Raw genomic sequence first — 22,555 nt, 5'->3', positions numbered from 1 at the left:
ATTTATTTCAACATCTTTTCACTCAAATAATTATCAGATTTTGTTGTTTGTAATCTATTCCCCTTTTTTATATATTTTATGTTTACATCATGCTCTAAATCAAATTTTACAAAAGGCGATGCATCAACAGCACTACTATATAACTGATTTATTACATCGGAAAACACATCTATTTTTTCCTTGTTATCCGAAGCACGTAAAGTACGTAATTTTCTTTTCAAATCAGAAATACGCTTTTTTAATTCTTCTATATCAGAAATATTGTTCTTTATATTCATACTTAAATATTCGCGTATCAAAGCAACCGCTTTAGCTTTATCAGTAATAGAATAAAATCTATATTTTGAATTAAGAAGTCTCATTGCATGTCTAATATTGGCTTGTTGTTTTCTTAAAGCAAGTACTGTTTCATCACTTATAATATATTTACTAAATGATATACTATTTTCCACATCTTTTAACAAGCCGTTTATTGGTTCTATTAAATATGACATTTCTGGATTTTCTTCTACCAGCCCCGCTAAATTGGTCAAGAGTTTCTCTCTGTTCTCATTTTCCTTTTTAGTATGTTCATACGTTGATACTGTTGTTTCATAAGTTTTTATTTGCTCACTAATATTACTATAGATGACTTCCAATTCACTTATAGTATTCCTAATATTTTCATGAGAATAATCTAATTCATATTCTCTTTCTTGTAATGATTTCAGTACATCTTCGACATTATTACCATTGAATTTAATATCAATATTTAGCTTTAGCAAATTATTATTAACTTGTTCAATATTATAAAAATATTGTCCTTGTTCAGCTTCCTTTTTACGTAATATCTCCTTTAACTCTTCCAGTTCGTTTAATATTTTTTCAATATTACTAACGTTTTCATTAAAAATATAATCGAGGATCGGTCCGAGCTTAATAGCGTATTTTATATTTCTACACTTGTCTAAAAAATCCCACGTTTCACCCTGACCATTCTCTCCTAAAAAATTAAACATTGTAAATGTACGATATGTATAATTTTCTCCTGTAAAGTCTCGTAATCTGCGCAACTCATCTTCATTATGAGAAAAAACATTCCCAAGGCAATCTCTATATTCATCAATACCAATAGCCTCTGTTTCATAATCATTGTTGTCACAGAAATAATTTTCTTCTACACAATTAGTTCTTGTGAATCTGTACTTTTTTTCATCGTTTATTATTTCCATAACTGCTTTTACAACAGTTCCATTATTCCAGTCATTAGTATTAATATCCGAAGATGATCCAAACATATAATCGATAAACTTATAAAACTCTGTCTTTCCAGTATCATTTGACCCCCTAAAGAAATTGATTCCTGAATTGAATTTATATACATATTCTTCACCTTTAGAACTAATCAATGTAATGCTGCAAATTTTAAACACAGTGCAAGACCTCCTTTATGAACCGCTTATCACTCCATCGCTTACTTTCAGTAATCGCTTTCTTTTCAAAGTTGCTGAGTTTTGCATAAATACTTTTATATTTTTTGTTAATAAGATGAACATATTTATCTTCTACTGAAATGATTCCAGATTTATTCATAATATGTATAGCTTTAAGAATAAAAGGAATCGCATTTGAAAAGCCCTCAAAATCACCACTAATAACTGATATTTGTTTCTTTACAATATCATTTTTAGTATTTGCAGTGTATATACCCTTCTCAAAAAAACGAGTCTTATTTAAAACATATGAATAGAACACAAGTTGTACAATGCTAATATCGTTATGTTCCATAAGAATTGTATAAACTGCATCTACATACACACTGATTTGTATAACTTCATATTCTCTATTCATCACATCAATCCTTCCATGAAATCTGTAAACCAGGATCAACTCCATCCTTTGTTAAACCTATGCAAACACCATATTTTATTTGATCATTCTTTGCATATCCGTTAGGCAATTCCTTAGTTTTGTCTAACCGATTTCTTGGAGTATCTTTTTTGATATACTTTAGCCCATCTTTTGCATTACAAAAATTATCATGGGCAGTTACTTCAATATCATCTACCAAACCCACTTTACCCGCTTCGTAGTATCTTAAGCGACAATTAGCATAGTATTCTCCATATATCAAATGTCGCATTATTGAGTCTTCTTCTAATTTACATTCACATAACTGCTTATACTCTCTCGTATTCGCTATAGCTAAATCAGAGAGATTTATTTTATTCACCCTTTGGAACTGTGAGAACGAAGGTTCAAAGTGTTCATCGTTAATAGAAGTTATGACATTATTTTGTATTTTACCAGCGTCTTCATATCTAAGCGTATATGGGTTCCCCTTTATCACACACTCAAGAATATTAAATGCAACATTAGACAAAAACTGACGTATTCGTTCAATATATGTATATTCATAAACAGAAGAGGCAATAAGATAACTATCATATGCTTTTTTAACTTCCGCTTCTATATTTGATAATATTTTTACCTCTGACTTAGATTTTACTTTATTACAAATCTTTTCTAGCTCATTCTCCGAATACTTATACGCCTTAATCCTATTGTTTATAGAATTTGTTTTTTTGTCATTTTCATTGAGAATTTCGTCGACTATTTCCGATGTCAAAACCTTCTTAAAAATTTTTTTATCAGTGTCACTTCTATCAGTTATTAAACAAAACTTATCAATATCATTATTTTCTATCTCTGCTATCATCCAATTCTTTACTATTTTTTTAGCTTTGGTGTGATTTATGGATGTTTTTTTTACCTGTATCGAGGTACGTTTATTCGTGCCGATTCGTGATACATTCAAAAGATTCTCTTTATTATCTAACTCTTCTTGTTTCAAATTTGTTTCAACATCATCTATTGTTTCAAATGAGACAAAATCTCCTGACCGCATAAATGGAATATATATTGCCAAAACCAATATTTGAAATGCAAATCCTCCCAAACTATAAATACCGCTTTTATCTTCCATGCTTTTTTCTCCTTTATCCCGTATAACTCAGGTATATCATAAAGAATTCTTTGTTTAATGGTATCAGGTACAATAAACTAGCGCTCTTGCTCCCGTAGCTTCATACTTCAATTTTCCTCAATTATATGATTACTAATTCATAATTATACTATTCAAAGTATTTATATAGAATAAGAATTTCATTATTTTTTCGTTCTCTATAGATTTTTTTCTAAATTAAAAAATGCCAGTGACCATAAATTACGGTTACTGGCATCAACACTGTTACTTGCATCTATGCTTTTATTTGGTTATTTCAATATAGATCAAGAAGAGCACGAATAATATGTATATTATTAAATCTATTTTCCCAGTATTAATTCCGGAATAGCCTTCGTAATAGTCTTTTCCCTCATAATGCTCATAGAAATATCTATTATCGTCACTATCGTATCTGTCTCGCTTGCTCATATCAGGATTCCCTTCCTTTAATACTCATCATTCCAATAGTCTTCCGCTGCATCATAAGCTTCGTCTTCATCCTCGTACTCGTCTTCGTAGTCGTAGAATTCTTCGTACTTGTCATCGGCGAACTTGTCTGCAGAGTCGTAGTCGTGTACGTCGTATGGGTCGTAGCTGCCAGAGCTGCTGCCTGTCGTATCTCTTTTGCCAGAGGAGTTAGTGTTCTTCGTGTCTTCGGATTGTTTCTTATCGGTATCAGAGGTGGATTGGCTGCTTGAATTAGTGCCTCCTTCGTGATATAGCTCAAGCTTTACTATTTCTCCATTTCTTTCCCTGTATCGATAAGTAGTATACTTACCATTCTTCTTACTTACTTCATAAAAATCGCCATAGATACTATACTCAGCTACGCCATCAGTAAAGATACAGCATTCTGTATGATCCAATTGTAAATGCAGATCTTTATATATTAAATTCCCGGAATACGGGCATTTATATTGCTCATAAAGCTGATAATATTTGCTACGATTATACAGATCAGCCAGATTTTGGTTTATTTCATCTTCGACACCGATGAGTATATAGCACTTATCTTTATCTGGGAGTTCACGAAAGCTTGCATCCATTTTTACCGTTACATCGACTCTATCATAGTTAAGCCAATATCCTATTCGGTCTTTGGTAGTACTGTCGTAATGGCTATCGATAGATGTAACTTCTACACTTACTGATTCTACATGGTCGCTGTCTTTGATCTCATATGTTAATACCTTTCCGATATTTTATTTTTGCATGGATAAATAATCAATTATCGCTTCGATTATCTCCGGAGATTCATAATCTTCTTCAAGTCCATATGTTAATGCATAGCTGAAATTATCTGCCATACATTCCTCCGGATCTATTACATATCCAGTATTCATACCAAATACATCCCAGAAATTGTCGGCATCATCAGGAACGTAGTAGATATCAGAACCATCTACTGGCACAAGAGCAGTCTCCATGCAGTCAAAAAATGAATCGCCTTCCTTTTCAAAAGGCTTGGTAGCTATGAGAACTGTATAGCAGTCTATATCTTCACCATTAATATGGAAAGTTGCATAGGCATTGTGATGTTCAACATCAGGATTTGAAATATATTTATCAAAAACTGACGGAGGAATATCATATTCATTATCCTGAACTGTAAAATTTATGATGCTGTACATATAAGCTCTAAAATCCGGATTATTTCTGGTCAGGCAATGGAATATTTCGTGCCACAAAATAGACTTTCCATATTTGTAATAATCAGGATCGTCTGATGTGAATAAGTCAACAAAGCTCTGACCAAAATAAATCTGTGTTCCATGAGTATATGCGCCGCTACCGTTTTCTTCATCCTGAGTAGATTTAATAAATGTAATCTCATCGACTTCAGGAATGTAATATCCATTTGAAGCAATATCTTCTTCAATTTCCGCCATCAGCTTATCAATAGATTCTTTTTCAGAATCGGTGAATTCTAGCATCTGGGATACGCCAAATTCCTTATAATCTTCAATTGTTCCATCTTTTTTGCCGGTTTTGTATTGAAGATCACAAGTACTAAAGCCATTGAAGTAATCTTCATTTGAAAGAAAACAGCTAATAGCTTCATCCTGATCAGCAAAATGATAATTAAAGGTTTGGCTATCTGTATCAGTTGTAATTTCAGTTTCGATATCTGTATCACTACTATCAGCTACATCAGCATCAGGTTCTGATTCCGTAGTATCTGAAGAATCCAAAGTAGATAATCCATCGCCTGAATCTGTTTCCGTATTATTGTTATCTTCATTAGCAATGTTTTCTTTATTACAACCTGTTAAAAGAAAACTGGTCATAACAACAGCTAATGTGATACTTACTATTCTTTTTTTCATATAATTTCTCCTTACGAAATTTGTGTAAGTCCTGCGATTCGAACCTTGTGAATTAAAATTAAGTTTTATCCTTATCCTTCCTCATGGCGTCTCTTATTGCCATAGCCAGCACCTGCTCTGGCGCATTGGCAAGAGCATCCTTCTTAGGATTACTCTTTGTTTTTATAGACTTAAGATCTTTTTTGGGATTATTCTTGGATTCATCTGACATAAACGCCACCCTTTATTTCAAATACTTAATTGAAATAGGAAAATCAAAATATGTTTCAGGATAAGGTTCGTTCTCCAAAGTAAAGTGCCACCATTCGCAGTCAATAGGTTTAAACCCATTCCTTATCATTACCTTTTGGAGAGCCATGCGGTTTTCATACTGCTCATCTGTTATGCCCTTATAATCCGGATGAGATACTTCGCTAAAATGGTCAAAGGGACTTCCCATATCAACTTCTTTACCCGACTTCATATCAAATAAAGTCAGATCAACAGTACTTCCCTTGCTGTGACTTGAATTCTTTGCTATATATCCTTTTACAAAGAGTTCCTGTTTTTCAAGATCCGGATAAAAATAAGGCTTCATCCTGATATCAGTATCTTCTATCCCCCACAGAACAAAATGCTTAACCGCACGGGCTGGCCTGTAGGCGTCATATACTTTAAGTCTGTAACCCTGAACCATCATCTCATTACTGACACTTTTCAAGGCTCGAGCCGCTTCTTTGGTCAGTAGCGCCACTGGCTCTTCATATCCATCAATCCTGTCACCTATAAAATTATAAGTGGAGTGATACCTTATTTCCTGAATTATGCCCGGTATATAATCTGCAAGAACTACAAAACCTGAAGAATCCATTTCTTCACTAATGTATTCTGCCTTCATGAAATATCACCCTCCATACTCGCCATATTCACAACCAATTAATAGTACCAGGTTCAATAAACTGAAAACTCTGCAATCTCGTTTCCCTGAAGTTCATTACCCGTAGTAATAATAGGTGCGCCAATGCGATTATGAAAGTCATTTGTAAAAAGGATTTGACTATCCCCTGCTATCATCTCATGGGCAACTATATCTTCAATCCTGAAAATATGCCAGATAGAATAGGCAAGGGTTTTACTGTGATATCCGTCCGCACCCGCAAAAGGCATTTTGGCAAAGGCCTCATCCGGGTATTCACTCACAATCTGTGTGATCTGCTCAAACATTTCCTCACGGAAAGCCAAAAGCTTCTGAATAGCATCTTTAAAGGTTGCTTCCTTCGTCAACAATTTCTGTATTTCTTTATTGTTTTCTGACCATGATTTGTCCATAATCTATCTTCTCTCATCGGTTAATCCAATATTATTCCATGGTGCTTTCTTACATTTTAATAAAATCATATCAATAAAGGCAAGCCTTACCCTTAATCTTTTAGCACAAAAGTAAACCACTAACACCGTCCCCCCAGGTCCACTTTCGGCACACAAAAAGGGGCTGTGAAAAAATGAGAAATCATTTCTTCACAGCCCCTTTTATTAAAAAACTATTAAATAGTATTATACGTTTATAAACTTCTTTGTACTGTCGCTAAGTTTGTTCGTAACCTGATTGTTATTATCCATGGCCTCTCCGATTTCTTGAATTTCTCCCACAATCTCCGTAGAGTTGGAAGCTGAAAGGCTGATGGCCTGTGTGGACTCTTCAACAGAATCGGTGATTGTAAGAATTGAGTCTGCCATGCTGTGCATTGTGTTATCAAGAGAGTCTGCCTTCTCAGTAAAGCCTTCAAGAATTTCATTCATTATCTCTGCTGTACTCTCGTATTTCTCTCCTGTCTCAACAAAGGCTTCATAATCGGCAATAACAGTATTGTTGATAAAATCTACAACCTCGATGGCATTATTCGAAAGCTCCTGAACAGCCTTTGTCACATTCTCACTTATAGTCTGAATATTTCCGGCTGTCTGTCTGCTGTTATCGGCAAGTGCACTGATCTCCTGCGCAACTACCGCAAAGCCCTTGCCGGCATCACCTGCTCTTGCAGCCTCAATGCTGGCGTTAAGTGCAAGAAGGTTTGTCTGGGAAGCTATATCGAGGATAACCTTGGTAAGTTCTCCGATCTGATTAACCTGCTCACTTTCCTTTACTGACTCATCAAGGGTCTTGCTGAGCGCCTCAACTCTGGCACCTGTATTCTCCTTCTTCTGCATAGCCTCATTCTTAATGGTATCAGCTTCCTTCTGGATCTCGTCTGCACGCTCTTTTCCTGAAGCAACCTCATCATTGATGCTCTCCACCGCATCTCTTACATCATTGAGCTGCTCCTTAATGTTAGAAGCTGTAGTTGACACATTGTCCATGCTGGCTGAAAGCTCCTCAAGCGCCGCTGATGTGTTGGTGATGTTGTCGTTAGCCAAAGCGATCTGTGAGGTCATCTTGTCTGCGGAATCTGTAAGAATGAGTGTTCCGCTCTTAACATCTTTCATTACGCCCTGCAGGGTTTCAATAAAATCATTTATGCCGTCTCTTATAAATACAAGCTCATTTCCGGTCTTAACATTTACTCTTGCTGTAAGGTCACCCTTTCCGGCGTTGATATCATTTATAATTTCCTGAACAGAGTCGGAAATCTTAACAATAACTTTGGTGATAAGAACAAATGAAACATAGAGGTTCAAAAGAAGGCACACGATAAACACAACCATTCCTGTTACATTCATGACAGTTATTTTACTTCTTGTCTGTGCCATATAATTTACAACATTACCCTTAAGTGCATCCACCGATGCATCAAGGGTTGTCATGCCTGCTTTGACACCTTCCATGTTAGTCATATAATCTCCGGTAAGTATCTCCGAGGCAACACGTCCATCGCCGGTTGTCATCATGATATTGAACACTTCATCAACGTTCGCAATAAGAGCGTTTGCCGAAGCATCAAGCTGTGTCGTTGCGTTTGGATTGCCATATATAGTAAACTCATCGCCGATTTCTTTTACAAGAGTGGTCACTTCGCTCTCGTAGGATTTAAGCTCGCTTCCGATTCTCTCTTTATCAGCATCAGTGTAATATGACCATAGTCCCAGTGCGCTCTGGATCGTTCCGTCAATCCTGGCCAGATCTTCCTTAACTGTTCCCTCTTTATGAACCAGCTCGGTTACTCCGGCAATTATACCCTGAGCACTGTCAGACATGGATGATATTCCATCGTTAACAATGTAGCTTACTATGTTAAATACCAGCAACATCAGAATATTAAAGAACAAAATCTGAACCGGAATAGATTTGAAAAAACTGACCTTATTCTTCTTGTTTTCAGTTGTCCTTGACATAGCGATACTCCTTTCAATATAATAAATGTCCACTTATATACATTATACAGCTAAATAATGCATTGTTTTACGTTTTATATTTTTTTAATAAAATTAAATAAAAATGCATAAAAACACAAAAAAACAGGCAGCCTTACCAGCTACCTGTACAATCTTTGCTTTATTCACGGAACCCAGGTGATAAGGACCTCGGCATCTCCGTCTATTGTAAATTCTCCGCTTCCCGCAGTCACAAACAGCGACTCTCCTTTTTTAGCTCTGATGCATTCTCCCTGACATATAACATCTGCACATACCACATCTCTGTCTTACCGTGCTGGCCTTCGTTGGCCTTGGCATATACTTCATCGGGATGTACCTGGATTGAAAGAGGCTTCCTTGCATCTATGAGCTTTGTCAGAATAGGGAAGTCTTCTTTATCCCTGCAATCACTGCCAAGACACTATTTTCCAAGAATATCTATATGCTCTTTAAGCGTCCTGCCCTTATACTCTCCGTCAGCCACTACAGATTTCCCATCCTTATGGCACGATAAAAGCCAAGCCTCAGCTAATACATCGCCATCGTATTCTATTCCAAAATCATCCACCAGCTTGTGGCCACCCCAAAGGTAATCCTTACAGGCGACTTTAGCTTATAAATACCCATTAACTGCCCTTTCCTTTCACGTAGATAGTTATTCTATCACAGGTGCGTTGTAAAAACAAATCACACAAAAAAGACCCGGTACACTGTACCGAGTCTTTTGAAATCTGCAATAGCAGATGATTATCTCTTTGAGAACTTTTTCAATGCCCTAATTGCCTTGTTTTGGGCATTTGTAGGATGAGTTGCTGTTTACCTGCTGCGTACGGTAGAAAGCTCAGGGCTACTGTATACGGCTGGTGGCAACTCTGTTATTTCTTTCTAAAAATCAGGTCCATCCAAGTATTATTGTAAGATAATATTCCGATATAACCTACTTCACTTTTATTCTATAATCATTTGATCTGTACTTTGATTTCACACCATGCTTCTGCTAAAACTGCCTCATTGTCCTTACCGTCTATCGCTTCATATACGGCGGTTTCTAAGGATATAATCGATTCCTATTTTTGAATGAGATCTGTCTATATTTGTCAACATCTATTTTAAATCGTTTACCATATCCCCATTACATGTTGCATCACAAGGCTTACAACTGTTATTCCTATCCAACAGCAACCACCAAGCAGTATCGGTTTTCCGCCGGATTTAATGAGCCTGATTATATTGCTGTTCAGGCCTATAGCAGCCATGGCCATTATGATAAAGAACTTACTAAGTTCTTTAAGAGGTATAAAAATATCCGAAGGTACTCCCATTTCCAAGCAAAGTGTTGTGATGATTGAAGCAAGAACAAAGAACACTATGAACATCGGGAATGCTCTCCTGAAGCTAAAACCGTTGGTGGTGCTTCCATCCTTTTTTGCTTCCTTTGCTCTCATATAAGCAAGAACCAGTGTAATCGGAATGATTGCTAATGTCCTTGTAAGCTTCACTGTAACTGCCTTGTCCAAAGTCTGACTACCCAGGTTCCACATGCTGTCCCATGTTGACGCAGCTGCGGTGACGGAAGAAGTATCATTAACTGCAGTTCCCGCAAAAATACCGAAAGCCTCTCCTGTTGTGATATCAAAACCTATAAGCTTTCCCAGCGAAGGAAAAAGAAGTGCTGCCAGCACGTTAAAGAAAAATATCACAGAAATTGCCTGTGCCACTTCATCATCATCCGCATCAATGACAGGAGCCGTAGCTGCAATTGCTGAGCCGCCGCATATTGATGAGCCAACTCCGATAAGAGTAGCTGTGTTTCCTTTGATATTCATAACCTTATGAAGAATCCATGATAGGATAAGCGATGTTGAAATCGTGCAGATAATTATAGGAAGTGACTGTTTCCCGGTCTGAAGAACGACCGAAAGATTCATACCAAATCCAAGGAGGACAACAGCCTCCTGCAGAATTATCTTTGATGTAAACTTTATTCCATCAGCCGCCTTCCCCTTGTCATTCCAGAACAGGGCTATTATCATGCCCAGAATGATTGCAATCACCGCTCCGCCAACGACAGGGAAGCGCTTTCCCAGGAGCCATGAAGGAACTGCAATAGTGAAGCATACTATTACTCCCATGTAATTCTTTTTCAAAAAATCCATCTCAAGACCTCTCTCTCTTTTTAATCTGTTCTTTCGCATGTCTTATTCTATTCTGTCTTTTGAAAAAGATAAAATTATATATTATTATATATCCATAAACATTTCTTATCGTTAGGGAGGACTGATTATGCTGGATTTCAGGATAGATACCTTTCTATGTGTTTGCAGGCACCTCAATTTCACCAAGGCGGCTAAGGAGCTGAATATTACTCAGCCCGCTGTTTCTCAGCACATACATCATCTTGAAAATGAATACGGGACAAAGCTGTTTACTCAGGATGGAAAAAAACTTTTTCTAACTGATAACGGAAAACTCCTGTATAAAAAAATGAATCAGATAAAAAATGATGATGAAAGTCTCAAAGAAATACTTTCAAAGAATAACCATGGCTTAAAAGACATCTCTTTTGGTGTCACCATGACCATAGGAGAATACATAATTGCTGATCCGATCAGTGATTACATAAAAAATCACCCGGATACTAATCTTAAGATTACATTTGGCAACACATCGGAGCTTCTAAAAAAACTCTCCGACGGTGTTATAGATTTTGCACTTGTAGAAGGATATTTCCCTGAAAATGATTATGAAACGCTGCTTTTTAGCAAAGAAGAGTTCGTTCCTGTCTGTTCGGCAAAGCACTCTTTCAATCAGAAGCCACGCGTGATAAAAGATCTCTTTCCCGAGCGAATTCTTATAAGAGAACCCGGTTCAGGAACGCGCAATATATTGGAAAGAGCTCTTGCCCTGAACAATTACTCCACAAGTGATTTTAGGAATTTTACCCAGGTGGAGAACATGCATGCCATAATAAGCCTTATTGAAAAAGATTGTGGCATCACCTTTTTATATAAAGCAGCGGTTGCATCAGGACTGCAGTCCGGATATCTGAAAACAATCCCCCTTGACGACTTTAGGGTAAAACATGATTTTACCTTCATCTGGCCCAAAGATACTGTTTTCAGTGAAGAGATCCGTGCAATATGTGAGGAAATACAACCTATAACTCATTCTGCATGAAGTTCATGTTCTTTTTCATAAAGCTTGTTATCCTGCCGTCTCATGAAAATCATCCGGGACAGAAAAAGAATCAAGCTACTTCCTACAAAAATCTGAATCGGATATGTGATTAGTACGCTTTCAGATATTATCATGCTCAGCATGGTAATAGCGCCAACCGGTGGCATATACATCTTAGTAAAATGAATAACGATAAGCATACCACTTGTAGCAACAATTGCTGAAATCGTAATAGGAAGCCCTATCCAAATAGCAAAGAAATATCTTGAAATCACACCAATTATGGCACACACAGTTATCACTGCCACCGTTTTGACTGGCATATTTCTTGTTTTGTTCCTTGGCCTGGAAAACTCAGTAAATGCCACAAGTAATGGAGGTGCCACAACAAATCTATAACCCGTTCTGAATGCAACACCGGCTATTACTGTCACACAAAGGATTCTAATGGAAGTATCTACCATATCGTCCCTGGAATTCAGCATCACAGGAACATATTCCTCATCTGCTCGGATTCCTTGAAATAGAAAAAGTTTATGAAACAATATTACAAGTAATGTCAGTACAAATGCAGCTATAGGATACACTATACTTGTAGTATGCATCATCACCGGGAGCACTATTGCTGAGACAAATGGTGCAAACGTGGTTCCTGAAAACATAAAGATTACCTGAGCGATTGTGAATGCCAAAATCACTTCGATATACGTATCAAACGGAACAAATCTTACAATGCACACTCCTATTATCGCACAGCCTGTTATCAGTGAAAGCATACGCTTTCCATTAACCTTCCAGCTTCTATTTTTTGCCACCATATATCCAACTGCTAATGCTGTTATCTCAGGAAATATAATCTCCTTCTCATTTAAAGTTTCTGCAAATAGTGTCATCAGCGCTACTAACAGAACTGTACAAGCGTATGGTATTATTCTCTTGACTCTATACATATTCTATAAAAAACATGCAATCAATGTGATGATCGCGATTCCTCCCATGTAGTAGCTTTGAAAAGTTTGGCCCAAGTATCGATTTTGTGTTTTTTATCTTCTTCTGTAGCATTTCTGTGCGATTTAATTCTATCACATATAGATGAAACTCGTCAGTATACTGATAGCCATCCTTTTCATTGCTGATATGGTATTTCGCAAAAAAACTCAGGATGATCGTTATCGAGTGCCTACCACTCTCTTCTTATCTTCTCAAAATCGATAGTCTTCCCAACCTTCTTCCATACAATAAACGTCAAGACCGCATTTATTGCAGCTATTGCAAAGTATGTGATAAGGATCCGTACTCCATCTTCACCGGTATTGATATACGATGAACCTGATTTTCCCACCGAAACAAAAAGGCCATCTGTAAAGCCTGCCAGAAAGTCGAATAATCCATGTGTCACACCTATGGCCCATACATTTCTGGTCTTCCAATACAGTATAAGAAGGGCCAGTCCGAAAACGCCTGATTCCAACGTTTTGGCTACAGCCTGCCCCCATGCAATAGGGGACGTTACATCAAATTCTCCTACTATATGTACTGCCCCGAACACTATCGAAGATACTAGTGCACTAAGGACAAAGACATATTTCTTTTCCCTGAACTTATAGATTATGGCATCATTGATGACTGCCCTGAAAGCCAGTTCCTCAAAAAGGCCCACGGACATAAACATAAGAAATATGACTATAAATCCCAATACCGGATTATCCTTAAGCGGGACGTGCTCTTCTATATTTGAGATTAGTAGTACCAAGCCCATGATAAGGGACATCGCAAGAAATCCTATGGAATTCTTAATGACATAGCCCGTGGAGACATAACAGGATGTCAGTGTCTTATCTCCGGATATCTGGTACAGGAAGAAGCACACTGCCCCGCAAAGCATGGTTCTCACTATAAAGAACTGAAAATTTGTATCTGTATGTACCGTTTTAAAACACACAACCACGTATACTATACAGAGCGCAGCAGTTATCAGCGGTGATCTTTTCATAAAATCGATATACTTTTTAAGCATTGGTATTCTCCTGCTATGTCTGTTACCTTGTTATATCTGGCAATATCGCTTCTTATCGATATTATCGGAAGTTTTGCTGGTCTTATTAACGTAACTCTCAGAGCAATAAAATAGGCAGGGATATTACTCACTTGCTTTGATCCATTCATAGATAAGATATAGTGGTACATTGACCATCCAATCTTGTTGTCTGAAACCCGCCATTGAGAATCGCCAGGGTTTCAAATCTTTATTTTCGTTATAAATAGTACTAAGACTTTTGGATCTTAGATTTTCTTCCGCCTTAACTTCTATAGGATGAACGTCTTCTTTTTGAATTATAAAATCAAGTTCTAGCGTAGAATTCTCTTTTGAGTAGTAATATGCTTTGATATCTTGCGCTATGATTTGCTGCAAAACATATTGTTCTGTAAAGGCGCCTTTATACTCTTTAAAAACTGTGTCTTTCACTAAAATATCTTTTGCAGAAACATCAGACATCGCTCCAAGAAGCCCCAGATCAACACAGAATAATTTAAATGCATTATAATCTTCGTAAAATTTTATTGGACGACATACTTTTGAAACGCGCGGTACTTTATGAACAAGCCCTGCTTCGATAAGCCATTGTATAGCGTTTTCGAACTCTTTTGCCCGTGCACCTTTTTTTACCGAACCAAAGATATATTTTTTATTCTCCTTAGCAAGCTGAGCTGGAATTGAATCCCATACCATATTTACCTTTGGTATAATATCCATTGGTACATGTTTGGAAAAATCCCTTTTATAATCTGCTAGAATCTGGTTCTGTATAGATCGTACTTCCTGAAGATTCTGATTCTCTATATAAGAGTTAACTACTTCTGGCATACCGCCAACATAATAATACTGTCTCAAAAGTTCAATAAATGTACTTGAATATGATGTTAATTCATCCCAACGATGTTCTTTTATCTGAGACAATAAGATATCTTTGCCCATTGCCATAAGAAATTCTTCGAATGACATTGGGTGAAGTGTGATCTCGTCAACTTTTCCAACAGGAAATCCCGTTCCTTCATGAAGTCCTATTCCCAGAAGACTACCGGCAACAACAATATGATATTCCGGTGCTTCCTCACAAAAGTATTTTAGAGCAGTGAGCCCCAGTGGAGTTACCTGTATTTCATCAAGAATTATAATTGTATTACCAGGCTCAATTGTTGTATTTGAAAGTGCAGAAAAAACTCTGATCAGACGTTCTGTATCAAAATCGGAAAATATAGTCTTCATCTCATCTGTTCTGTCACAATTTATATATGCTACGTTCTTATATTCTCTTTGCCCAAAATTTTTCAAAAGCCATGTTTTACCAACCTGCCTTGCTCCATTAAGAATTAAAGGCTTTCTATTGGATTTGTTTTTCCATTCTACTAATTTGTTGTAAGCTATTCTCTCCATAAAGATACTCCTTCTTAATATAGTATTTTACATTTTTATGAGGGATCTTTCAAGGTATTTTACATTTTTATGAGGGATCTTTTAGTATTGTCTTACATTTTTATGAGGGAACATACAGACTGACCTTACATACTTTTTTCATGGTAAAAGGCATCAGCTAATTTCTTAGTCGATGCCCTTTTTTGTTTCATTTATACAGTGCTATTCTATGCCCACTTATACCTAACTTTTTCAGAACTATACCGATTGTATTATTATATCAATTCCATATTTCTTTTCCCAAAATAAAAGCTACAGCCCGCTGATCATCATCAGGCTGTAGCCAATATCTACTCTATATCTCTTTGTAAGTCATATACTCTTTCCTCCACAGGCTCTTAGCAATGGCTTCCTTGACTTTGGCATCTATTCTGGATGTAAGATTACTATCTGCATTTTTACAGTTTTGTTGCTGGTTTCGTTCGAAATAATAGGCAGGGATATTTCCCTGCCTGATCAGTTAATCCTTTATGCCTTTTTCTTCCAGTTGTTTTTGTAATATTGCAATTAATTCGGCTTGCTCTTCAAGTTCTTTTGCTTGCTCTTCAAGTTCTTTTGCTTTCTCTTCAAGCTTTTTATCTTTCTCTTCAAGCTTTTTATCTTTCTCTTCAAGCTTTTTATCTTTCTCTTCAAGCTTTTTATCTTTCTCTTCAAGCTTTTTATCTTTCTCTTCAAGTTCTTTTGCTTGTTCTTCGATTTTATTATCTTTTTCAACCAGTGCTTCTTTCATTCTTCTTTCGTGAATGATATTATCTTCTCTTACGCGGCACTGCTCAGCGATCATAAAGTCAGAATTAGCGGCAAATATTTCTTCAGCAGTTGAATTCATGGATGGGTTGGCACTTGTGATCATCTTAATTTCCTCCCATGTAGTAGCTTTGAAAAGTTTGGCCCAAGTATCGATTTTGTGTTTTTTATCTTCTTCTGTAGCCATTTCTGTGTGATTTAATTCTATCACATACAGATGAAACTTGTCAGTATACTGATAACCATCCTTTTCGTTACTGATATGGTATTTTGCAAAAAACTCAGGATGATCTTCAAAAAGTGTAAAGTCAAGAAAGCCTATGTGATAGACAGGCTTAACTTCGATATAATCATCTCCTCGAACCACGTTATCAAATGTCAATTTCGCTTCGATATTGTTCCGAACTATATCAAATTAATACTCATCATACCAGTAATCTTCCGCCGCATCATAAGCTTCGTCTTCATCCTCGTACTCGTCTTCATAATCGTAAAATTCTTCATACTTGTCATCAGCGAAGTCGTCTGCAGAGTCGTAGTCGTGCACGTCGTATGGATCGTAGCTGCCAGAGCTGCTGCCTGTCGTATCTTTTTTGCCAGATGAGTTTGTATCTTTCGAGCCGGAGGAGTCTGTATCTTTTTTGCCAGAAGAATTTGTAGTTGTGGTGTCCTTAGATTTCTTCTTTTCGCTATCAGATGTCCAGCTGCCGTCGGCTTCTATAGTTCCTGTGTCATATTTTATGAGTTTTACTACTTCTCCGTGGCTTTCCCTGCAGTTATAGATAGTATATCTGTTGTTTTTGATCACGCTAAACATATATGTGTCGGGACTATACTCAGTTGTACCGGCAGTAAAGGTGCAACGTTGGGTGTATTCAATCCATAGATAGTGATCTTTGTATTCTATTGAATCGCGGGGCTGGTATTTGTACTGCTCGAACATCTGGTAATAGCTGCTGCCATAATACAGTTCGGACAGATTATGCTCTATTTCATCCTGGATCTTTAAGAGCATATTGCACTTGTCTAAATCGGGGATGCTGTTAAAACTTGTATCCAATTGGACTGTTACATAGGCTTTGTCAAGATTGCACCATGATCCTATGCGTTCAGCAGTAATTTCAGCGGAACGTATGTCGTCATATACAACTTCGGCGGTTACTGATTCTACATAGTCGCCGTCTCTGATCATGTATAGGACGGAGTTTTCTACTGTATATTTATATGCGTCTCTGGCTGTGTCAAACTCTTCAGCCAGGTTTGGCTTCTCGCGATTGAGGCGCACATGCTCCCAGTAGTGGTTCCAGCTTCCATATTTGTTGGTTACCTGGTAGTTGATCTTTATGGCTTCTATTACGAGAAGGCCCAAGCTAAATATGATGGCGAATAGGATTAGGGATTTCTTGGCGGATTTTTCCTGCATCATTTTTACCTCGTAAGAAACTTTGAAAAAGCAAAGAGGAAGCTGTGGGCTCCCTCTGAGGTTATTATAGTATATTGCTTAGTGGTGTGCCAGATTACGGCTTTTTTCCAAAATAGATCCAAATGTGCTATAGTATTCAAGGCCCAAATTTAAATGTACTGTCCCTTACAACTGCTTCAAAAAAGGTGACGAAGTATGGATCAATTTCTATAGCTTCGATTTTGAAAATTCAGAATTCTACCACACATACTTTACAAGCGTGATTGAAGATGTAGATGTTGATGAGATTGTTATTGGAGATACTTCTTTTGAGAAGTAAAAGGATCTGAGGATCGGAGCATATTATGGCATTTTTTTCTCAATTGATAAAAGATTTTTCATGGCTTGCAAAAGGCTTTTCACGATTTAGGAAAGACTTTTCACAACCTAAGAAAGACAATTCAAAGAAAGAAGATCTGATTGATTTTGATACTATGTATGATGGAGTTGATAAGCTTGGCATACGTGGTTATAAAATGACTCATCTAGAAGCATGTAAGAAGATCTGGCATGACTATGTTCCTAAAAGCGGCCAGTCAAACTGCGTTCAAGGCGAGCTTCTGAGACAATTAGAGGCTTTACGTGGCGAAGCTCAGGATAATGGAAATATCAACTGGGATGATGATTTTGAGTTCTTCTGTGACTTTATCAGAAAGACCCTTTTGGAATCAGGCATCTTCGAAAGCGATGTTAGATCAAAGCTTGATGGCTGTCTAACTATCATTAAGCGTAGAGGTAAATATGCGTATTCTTACAACCATGGCCAAATTTCTGATGATACGGTAAATCCTATGCTCTTTGCTTATGTTTACGACGACCTGTATGACTACATCGCTGATGCGATTGCTATTTATGATAAATCAAAGGGTGGTCCGGTTCCGTATGCAGAGGAGCCGTCGATTCTTAGGTAATTATTCATCCCATCCTTTACACACATCAACCCAACCTTCAGCTCCGGAAGCTCTCTCAAGTTCTTTCGTTACTGATATGGTATTTCGCAAAAAACTCAGGATGATCTTCAAAAAGTGTAAAGAAATGAGGCTGCTGCATATTAAACTAAACATGCAGTAGCCTCACTTGAATTTACTAATCCTCAATCTTGAACACTAATATAGATTTCAATATAGTCCTTCATCACCATATCCTATAATTGCCTGACAGCGCCAGCAGTGCGAACAGATACAGGCAATTGTCATAGTATCTGCGCTCTCCTTTTCTAAGTGGCTGATTCCAGAACCAGTTGACCCACTTGGCTGCTACAGAAAAGTCGCTATCAGGATCTTCGCTGTAAGGTACGGACAGAGCACTTTGAGCGATGGTAGCAACAAGTCCTACAGGGTGAAGTACCGGTCTTTCAAGGGGAGTTCCGTCCACCTTGTAAGCACATCTTACTGCTTCAAGGTCTGTTCCGAAGAACTTCATAGCCTTAAGAGGTACGCCAAGCTGGCCTTCGTCTACTCCGAACCACTCTGCATCAAGACCTATATTGGCAGCTGTCCTGTAGGCATCACTGAAGAAATCACCAAACTGTCCCCACGGGAGCTTCTCATCCATAGGTGTGCCGTCGAAGTTGCCATATTCAGGATTAAGGCCAGTCTCTGGATGACAGGCAGATACCAGATATTTCCTACTAACTGTTGCAGCCTTCTTGAAGAACTCTCTATCCTCTTCATATGCCCAGAGAGCAAACAGCTCATAGAAATGTGGCAGATGATAGGAAGGATCTGTATATGGGCTTCCCGGTACGAAGAGGATCTGGCCGTTGTCTCTGTTCCACATAGGATCTCCTACTCTGCCATTTTCACCCTTATGAAGGCAGGCTCTGAGAATTTCTTTGGCCTGTTTACTATAATTGTAGATGCCCTCTCCATCTCCCCATCTGTGTGATGCGAATAGAAGCGCCATGGCAAAAAACTCTTCCCCGTCAGGTGCAGGTCCGTAAGCGTTCTTGGTACCATCAAGCTGACATGACCATGCAAAATATCCCTCATTGTCACCCTCTTCCATGTACATGAAGGTCTTAGCCCACTTCCAGATCCTGTCAAACTCTTCCTTCATATCAAGCTGTACGCACATCATCATGCCATAGGACATGCCTTCTGTTCTGGCATCGTTGTTGCCGGTGTCTACAAGATATCCCATGTCATCGCCTGCAGGATGATAGATTCTTTCTTTTTCATCATAAAAGAAGATATCGACAGCTTCTTTGATCTTAGCATCTATCTCTTCTTGCGTTTTACCTATCTCTTTGAATACATTTCTATAGGTTTTGTTATCGAATGATCCCATGATTTATATACTCTCCATCTTTTTCATTTAATTTTTCGCGCTTTTCTTTGTGATTCTGTACTTTTCTTTATGATTATCTTTGTACTTTCTTTGCAATTCTCTTTGCGCTTTTTCATGCTTTTCGAACTTTTTCTTACTTTATTCGCATGAATGATAGTAATTATCATATTTACATATATACAAATATTAGTCTTACTTTATATTGTCTTTTTCTTTCTAATTGTTGCTAAAAATGCTTGCCAGTGTGCTGACTCGTTTATATTTGAATTCAAAAAGCCCAAGTGCTAGAATATGTCCCGAACATACTAAATTAGTGTGAATAAATCTTATAACCAAGTGGGAAGTATTCATTCTCTACAGAAAAGAGGAAATGCGATTATGAATATTGAGATACTAGAACTTATAGAAGGAGCAAAAAAAGCCAAGGGGCTTACAGTTATCATAGATGTATTTAGAGCATTTACTGTGGAGTGCTACCTTTTTGATAAGGGCGCTGCCAGAATTTTCCCTATAGGAAGTCTTGAAGAGGCCCTAGAGCTAAAGAAGCAGAATCCGTCTTATGTACTCTTCGGCGAGCGAGAAGGCAGGAAGCAGGAAGGCTGCGATTATGGCAACTCCCCATACCAGCTCCTTTCAGGCGACTTTGAAGGTAAGACCATAATCCATACCACAAGCGCCGGAACACAGGGCATAGTCAATGCAGTCAATGCCTCCGAGATCATCACAGGATCCCTTGTTAATGCCAAGGCCGTAGCTGAGTATATTAAGGCCAGGAACCCGGAAGACGTCTCCATCTGTCCTATGGGGCTTGCCGGCAAGGTTAGCTCCGAAGAAGATCTCCTTGCCGCAGAATATATAAGAGCCTTGATCCTTGGTGAAGACTTCGACATAGAAGGAAGGATAGCCCATCTTAAGGATCACGGCGCATCCAAGTTCTTCGACCCTGATACGCAGGATGTTTTTCCAAAAGAGGACTATCCTCTGTGTGTAGATATCAATAAATTCCCGTTTATATTAAAAGTATCAAAAACAAACGATAGATTAACCGTAAATAAGATATCACTGTAAGCGACAAGTCTTTTCCCTGATAATTGAAAAAGCCCCCTTTGGACAGAGCCTGGGGGTCTTTGTGATGTGTATATTGTTTACATTACCAGTGTCTGGATAGAATGTGCCGGGATATCTACTTCTACGTAGCCATCTCCTGTACTGACTACAGCTTTCTTGTCTTCATCTCGTCTGTTTAAGATAACAGTTACGAGGCTTTCGTCAGGATTTATAAAGCTTACTGTCTCGATATCGTTGTCATAAGTGCTGGACAGTACTCTTCTTGCGCCTTCTTTTATATGTCTTGAGAAGTGTCCTATATAGTAGTATGAGAGCTTGACATCGATCTTCTGCTCATCAATATGTATTAAACCTGATAAACTCTCCGAATCGCGGAAGTTTTAAAGAAAGAAATCCATATTTTTTCCCATCTACTATTCCGCTATCAATAAGTCTGGTGCGGTAGGTGGCAAATGTATTAGATGTCATATCTATATGTTTTCTTATATCTTCAACCTTTGCAGCATCGGTATTATTCTTTTTACAGATGGTATCTATCGCCGCTAAGACTTTTCTGTCTGTTTCAGATAGCTCATCCCATATTTTCTCATAAGACAGTTCAGAAAGCGTAATATCAAGCTCCCGATATACATCATCTATATCGAACTTGCCTGCACCATATCTTGAAAGGGCGTTCCAGTAGTGATATCCCAGCGCCTGAAATGCCAGTGAATATCCCTTGGTACAAAAAGCCAGTGCCTCAGCAGTCTCTCTATCAAGGGCGAGAACTTTCTGATAATCAGCACAGATAGCTGTGATATTCAGATTGTCTAATTCTCTGGCTTTGGCTCTATACAAAAAAGTAAGCGACTTTTGATTTTTTATAGCCTTGATGTTCTCAATCAGTCCTGTCATAAGGACATAGATATCATAATCAGCACTTGCATAAGATGACATAGCATGTGAAAAACGGGCAACATCAGTGCTATATGTGATCTCATCTATTGTGACCAGAATTTTCTTTTTAGCCTTCTTTAGAATTCCAAGCATCATCTTGAGAGCATCCTCTTCATTAGATGCCACCAGCTCAGCATTCTCAATATGTACTCCTATCCCCAGAACTGAGAAATCGAGCTTTGCTTTTACAAAAAGTGCCTTTATTTCAGGAATAATATACAGGCCCCTTGCAAGAGAATCCAAAAGGTTACTCTCAGGGTTGATATCGATAGTTATCCAATCATCCAGTTTCCCTATTTTGTTGCGCACATCTCCCATCAGAACTGTTTTGCCGGATCCTCTAACCCCTGTGATGAACATGCCTCGAAAAGTCGGCACTTCCCTTATGAAGTTGTTGATTATTTCATTAGTTATGATAGATCTCTCTATAAATTGAGGAGGTATATAACTAAATTGAAGTGTATATGGATTTTTGATTTCTTCAAATTTCATACAAATACTCCTTAAATCACAAGTTCTAATCTAATTATAACTCATTCTTCCACAACTCTCCACAACTTTATTTTTCTTCCACAACTCTCCACAACCTTCCACAACTTTATTTTCCTTCCACAACTTTCCACAACCTTCCTCAACTACAAAGGAAAATATGAGTATTGCCTTAATTTATATAATTAACTCAGTGAAATCCAGTATCTCTGCACTGTTTCTCGTAATCCTTTGTTAGTTTTATCAGTTTCAGACTCATCCTCTTTCTC

Annotated in this window: 23 protein-coding genes; 3 read left to right on the top strand and 20 right to left on the bottom strand. The window is 37.7% G+C overall.

Annotated features, from left to right (window positions below):
• Window positions 1–2: 2 nt before the first annotated feature.
• The 12 genes from I7804_RS08785 to I7804_RS08730 all read right to left on the bottom strand — a co-directional run bounded on the left by I7804_RS08785 (window position 3) and on the right by I7804_RS08730 (window position 10,799).
• On the bottom strand, window positions 3–1,412 hold the full coding sequence (locus I7804_RS08785) for a hypothetical protein (protein ID WP_248402957.1): 1,410 nt from the start codon (window positions 1,410–1,412) through the stop codon (window positions 3–5).
• On the bottom strand, window positions 1,405–1,830 hold the full coding sequence (locus tag I7804_RS08780) for a hypothetical protein (protein WP_248402955.1): 426 nt from the start codon (window positions 1,828–1,830) through the stop codon (window positions 1,405–1,407). The genes I7804_RS08785 and I7804_RS08780 overlap by 8 nt, the downstream gene beginning before the upstream one ends.
• Before the next feature lie 4 nt (window positions 1,831–1,834).
• On the bottom strand, window positions 1,835–2,965 hold the full coding sequence (locus I7804_RS08775) for a hypothetical protein (RefSeq protein WP_248402953.1): 1,131 nt from the start codon (window positions 2,963–2,965) through the stop codon (window positions 1,835–1,837).
• Between the two features lie 467 nt (window positions 2,966–3,432).
• The gene (locus tag I7804_RS08770) at window positions 3,433–3,852 is read right to left on the bottom strand and encodes a hypothetical protein (RefSeq protein WP_248402951.1); all 420 of its coding nucleotides are present in this window, start codon (window positions 3,850–3,852) and stop codon (window positions 3,433–3,435) included.
• 336 nt (window positions 3,853–4,188) lie between these two features.
• Window positions 4,189–5,313, bottom strand: coding sequence for a hypothetical protein (locus I7804_RS08765; RefSeq protein WP_022755906.1), 1,125 nt, complete (start codon window positions 5,311–5,313; stop codon window positions 4,189–4,191).
• 58 nt (window positions 5,314–5,371) lie between these two features.
• Complete coding sequence (locus tag I7804_RS08760) at window positions 5,372–5,524, bottom strand: hypothetical protein (protein WP_248402949.1); 153 nt, start codon at window positions 5,522–5,524, stop codon at window positions 5,372–5,374.
• A 12-nt stretch (window positions 5,525–5,536) separates the two neighbouring features.
• The gene (locus I7804_RS08755) at window positions 5,537–6,190 is read right to left on the bottom strand and encodes a M15 family metallopeptidase (protein WP_248402947.1); all 654 of its coding nucleotides are present in this window, start codon (window positions 6,188–6,190) and stop codon (window positions 5,537–5,539) included.
• A gap of 53 nt (window positions 6,191–6,243) precedes the next feature.
• On the bottom strand, window positions 6,244–6,621 hold the full coding sequence (locus I7804_RS08750) for a hypothetical protein (RefSeq protein WP_248402945.1): 378 nt from the start codon (window positions 6,619–6,621) through the stop codon (window positions 6,244–6,246).
• Window positions 6,622–6,846: 225 nt separating this feature from the next.
• Window positions 6,847–8,622, bottom strand: coding sequence for a methyl-accepting chemotaxis protein (locus I7804_RS08745; protein WP_248402944.1), 1,776 nt, complete (start codon window positions 8,620–8,622; stop codon window positions 6,847–6,849).
• Window positions 8,623–8,786: 164 nt separating this feature from the next.
• Entirely contained in the window at window positions 8,787–8,921 is a 135-nt protein-coding gene (locus I7804_RS18965; RefSeq protein WP_282570399.1) for a hypothetical protein, read from the bottom strand.
• Window positions 8,922–9,064: 143 nt separating this feature from the next.
• Complete coding sequence (locus I7804_RS08735; protein WP_248402942.1) at window positions 9,065–9,211, bottom strand: hypothetical protein; 147 nt, start codon at window positions 9,209–9,211, stop codon at window positions 9,065–9,067.
• A gap of 550 nt (window positions 9,212–9,761) precedes the next feature.
• Complete coding sequence (locus tag I7804_RS08730) at window positions 9,762–10,799, bottom strand: YeiH family protein (protein ID WP_248405957.1); 1,038 nt, start codon at window positions 10,797–10,799, stop codon at window positions 9,762–9,764.
• 127 nt (window positions 10,800–10,926) lie between these two features.
• Here I7804_RS08730 and I7804_RS08725 point away from each other — a divergent pair, with 127 nt between their 5' ends.
• Window positions 10,927–11,820, top strand: coding sequence for a LysR family transcriptional regulator (locus I7804_RS08725; protein ID WP_022755917.1), 894 nt, complete (start codon window positions 10,927–10,929; stop codon window positions 11,818–11,820).
• Here I7804_RS08725 and I7804_RS08720 read toward each other — a convergent pair.
• The 5 genes from I7804_RS08720 to I7804_RS08700 form a co-directional block, all read right to left on the bottom strand.
• A complete protein-coding gene (locus I7804_RS08720; RefSeq protein ID WP_139263879.1) occupies window positions 11,808–12,638 on the bottom strand; it encodes a hypothetical protein in 831 nt (276 codons plus the stop codon). The genes I7804_RS08725 and I7804_RS08720 overlap by 13 nt on opposite strands.
• A gap of 362 nt (window positions 12,639–13,000) precedes the next feature.
• The gene (locus tag I7804_RS08715; protein WP_248402940.1) at window positions 13,001–13,837 is read right to left on the bottom strand and encodes a CPBP family intramembrane glutamic endopeptidase; all 837 of its coding nucleotides are present in this window, start codon (window positions 13,835–13,837) and stop codon (window positions 13,001–13,003) included.
• Between the two features lie 123 nt (window positions 13,838–13,960).
• Entirely contained in the window at window positions 13,961–15,256 is a 1,296-nt protein-coding gene (locus I7804_RS08710) for an ATP-binding protein (protein WP_248402938.1), read from the bottom strand.
• A 499-nt stretch (window positions 15,257–15,755) separates the two neighbouring features.
• Window positions 15,756–16,424 carry a PD-(D/E)XK nuclease family transposase gene (locus tag I7804_RS08705; RefSeq protein ID WP_282570398.1) on the bottom strand — a complete coding sequence of 223 codons (669 nt, stop codon included), beginning with the start codon at window positions 16,422–16,424 and terminating at the stop codon, window positions 15,756–15,758.
• A 33-nt stretch (window positions 16,425–16,457) separates the two neighbouring features.
• The gene (locus tag I7804_RS08700) at window positions 16,458–17,465 is read right to left on the bottom strand and encodes a hypothetical protein (protein ID WP_248402935.1); all 1,008 of its coding nucleotides are present in this window, start codon (window positions 17,463–17,465) and stop codon (window positions 16,458–16,460) included.
• Window positions 17,466–17,809: 344 nt separating this feature from the next.
• Between I7804_RS08700 and I7804_RS08695 the strand changes: the two genes are divergently transcribed.
• Entirely contained in the window at window positions 17,810–18,415 is a 606-nt protein-coding gene (locus tag I7804_RS08695; RefSeq protein WP_248402933.1) for a hypothetical protein, read from the top strand.
• Between the two features lie 223 nt (window positions 18,416–18,638).
• Here I7804_RS08695 and I7804_RS08690 read toward each other — a convergent pair whose 3' ends face one another.
• The gene (locus I7804_RS08690; protein WP_248402931.1) at window positions 18,639–19,793 is read right to left on the bottom strand and encodes a glycosyl hydrolase family 8; all 1,155 of its coding nucleotides are present in this window, start codon (window positions 19,791–19,793) and stop codon (window positions 18,639–18,641) included.
• A gap of 378 nt (window positions 19,794–20,171) precedes the next feature.
• Here I7804_RS08690 and I7804_RS08685 point away from each other — a divergent pair, with 378 nt between their 5' ends.
• Window positions 20,172–20,861, top strand: a complete 690-nt coding sequence (locus tag I7804_RS08685) for a 2-phosphosulfolactate phosphatase (protein ID WP_248402929.1) — start codon at window positions 20,172–20,174, stop codon at window positions 20,859–20,861.
• Between the two features lie 77 nt (window positions 20,862–20,938).
• On the opposite strand, the gene I7804_RS19395 is transcribed toward I7804_RS08685, so the two are convergent.
• Window positions 20,939–21,139, bottom strand: a complete 201-nt coding sequence (locus tag I7804_RS19395) for a glycoside hydrolase family 30 beta sandwich domain-containing protein (protein ID WP_420314864.1) — start codon at window positions 21,137–21,139, stop codon at window positions 20,939–20,941.
• Window positions 21,140–21,197: 58 nt separating this feature from the next.
• Window positions 21,198–22,289, bottom strand: coding sequence for an ATP-binding protein (locus I7804_RS08680; RefSeq protein ID WP_248402927.1), 1,092 nt, complete (start codon window positions 22,287–22,289; stop codon window positions 21,198–21,200).
• Between the last annotated feature and the right edge of the window lie 266 nt (window positions 22,290–22,555).

This window comes from Butyrivibrio fibrisolvens, from assembly GCF_023206215.1.
Lineage (GTDB): Bacteria > Bacillota > Clostridia > Lachnospirales > Lachnospiraceae > Butyrivibrio > Butyrivibrio fibrisolvens_C.
This window is presented reverse-complemented; position numbering and strand designations above follow the sequence as displayed.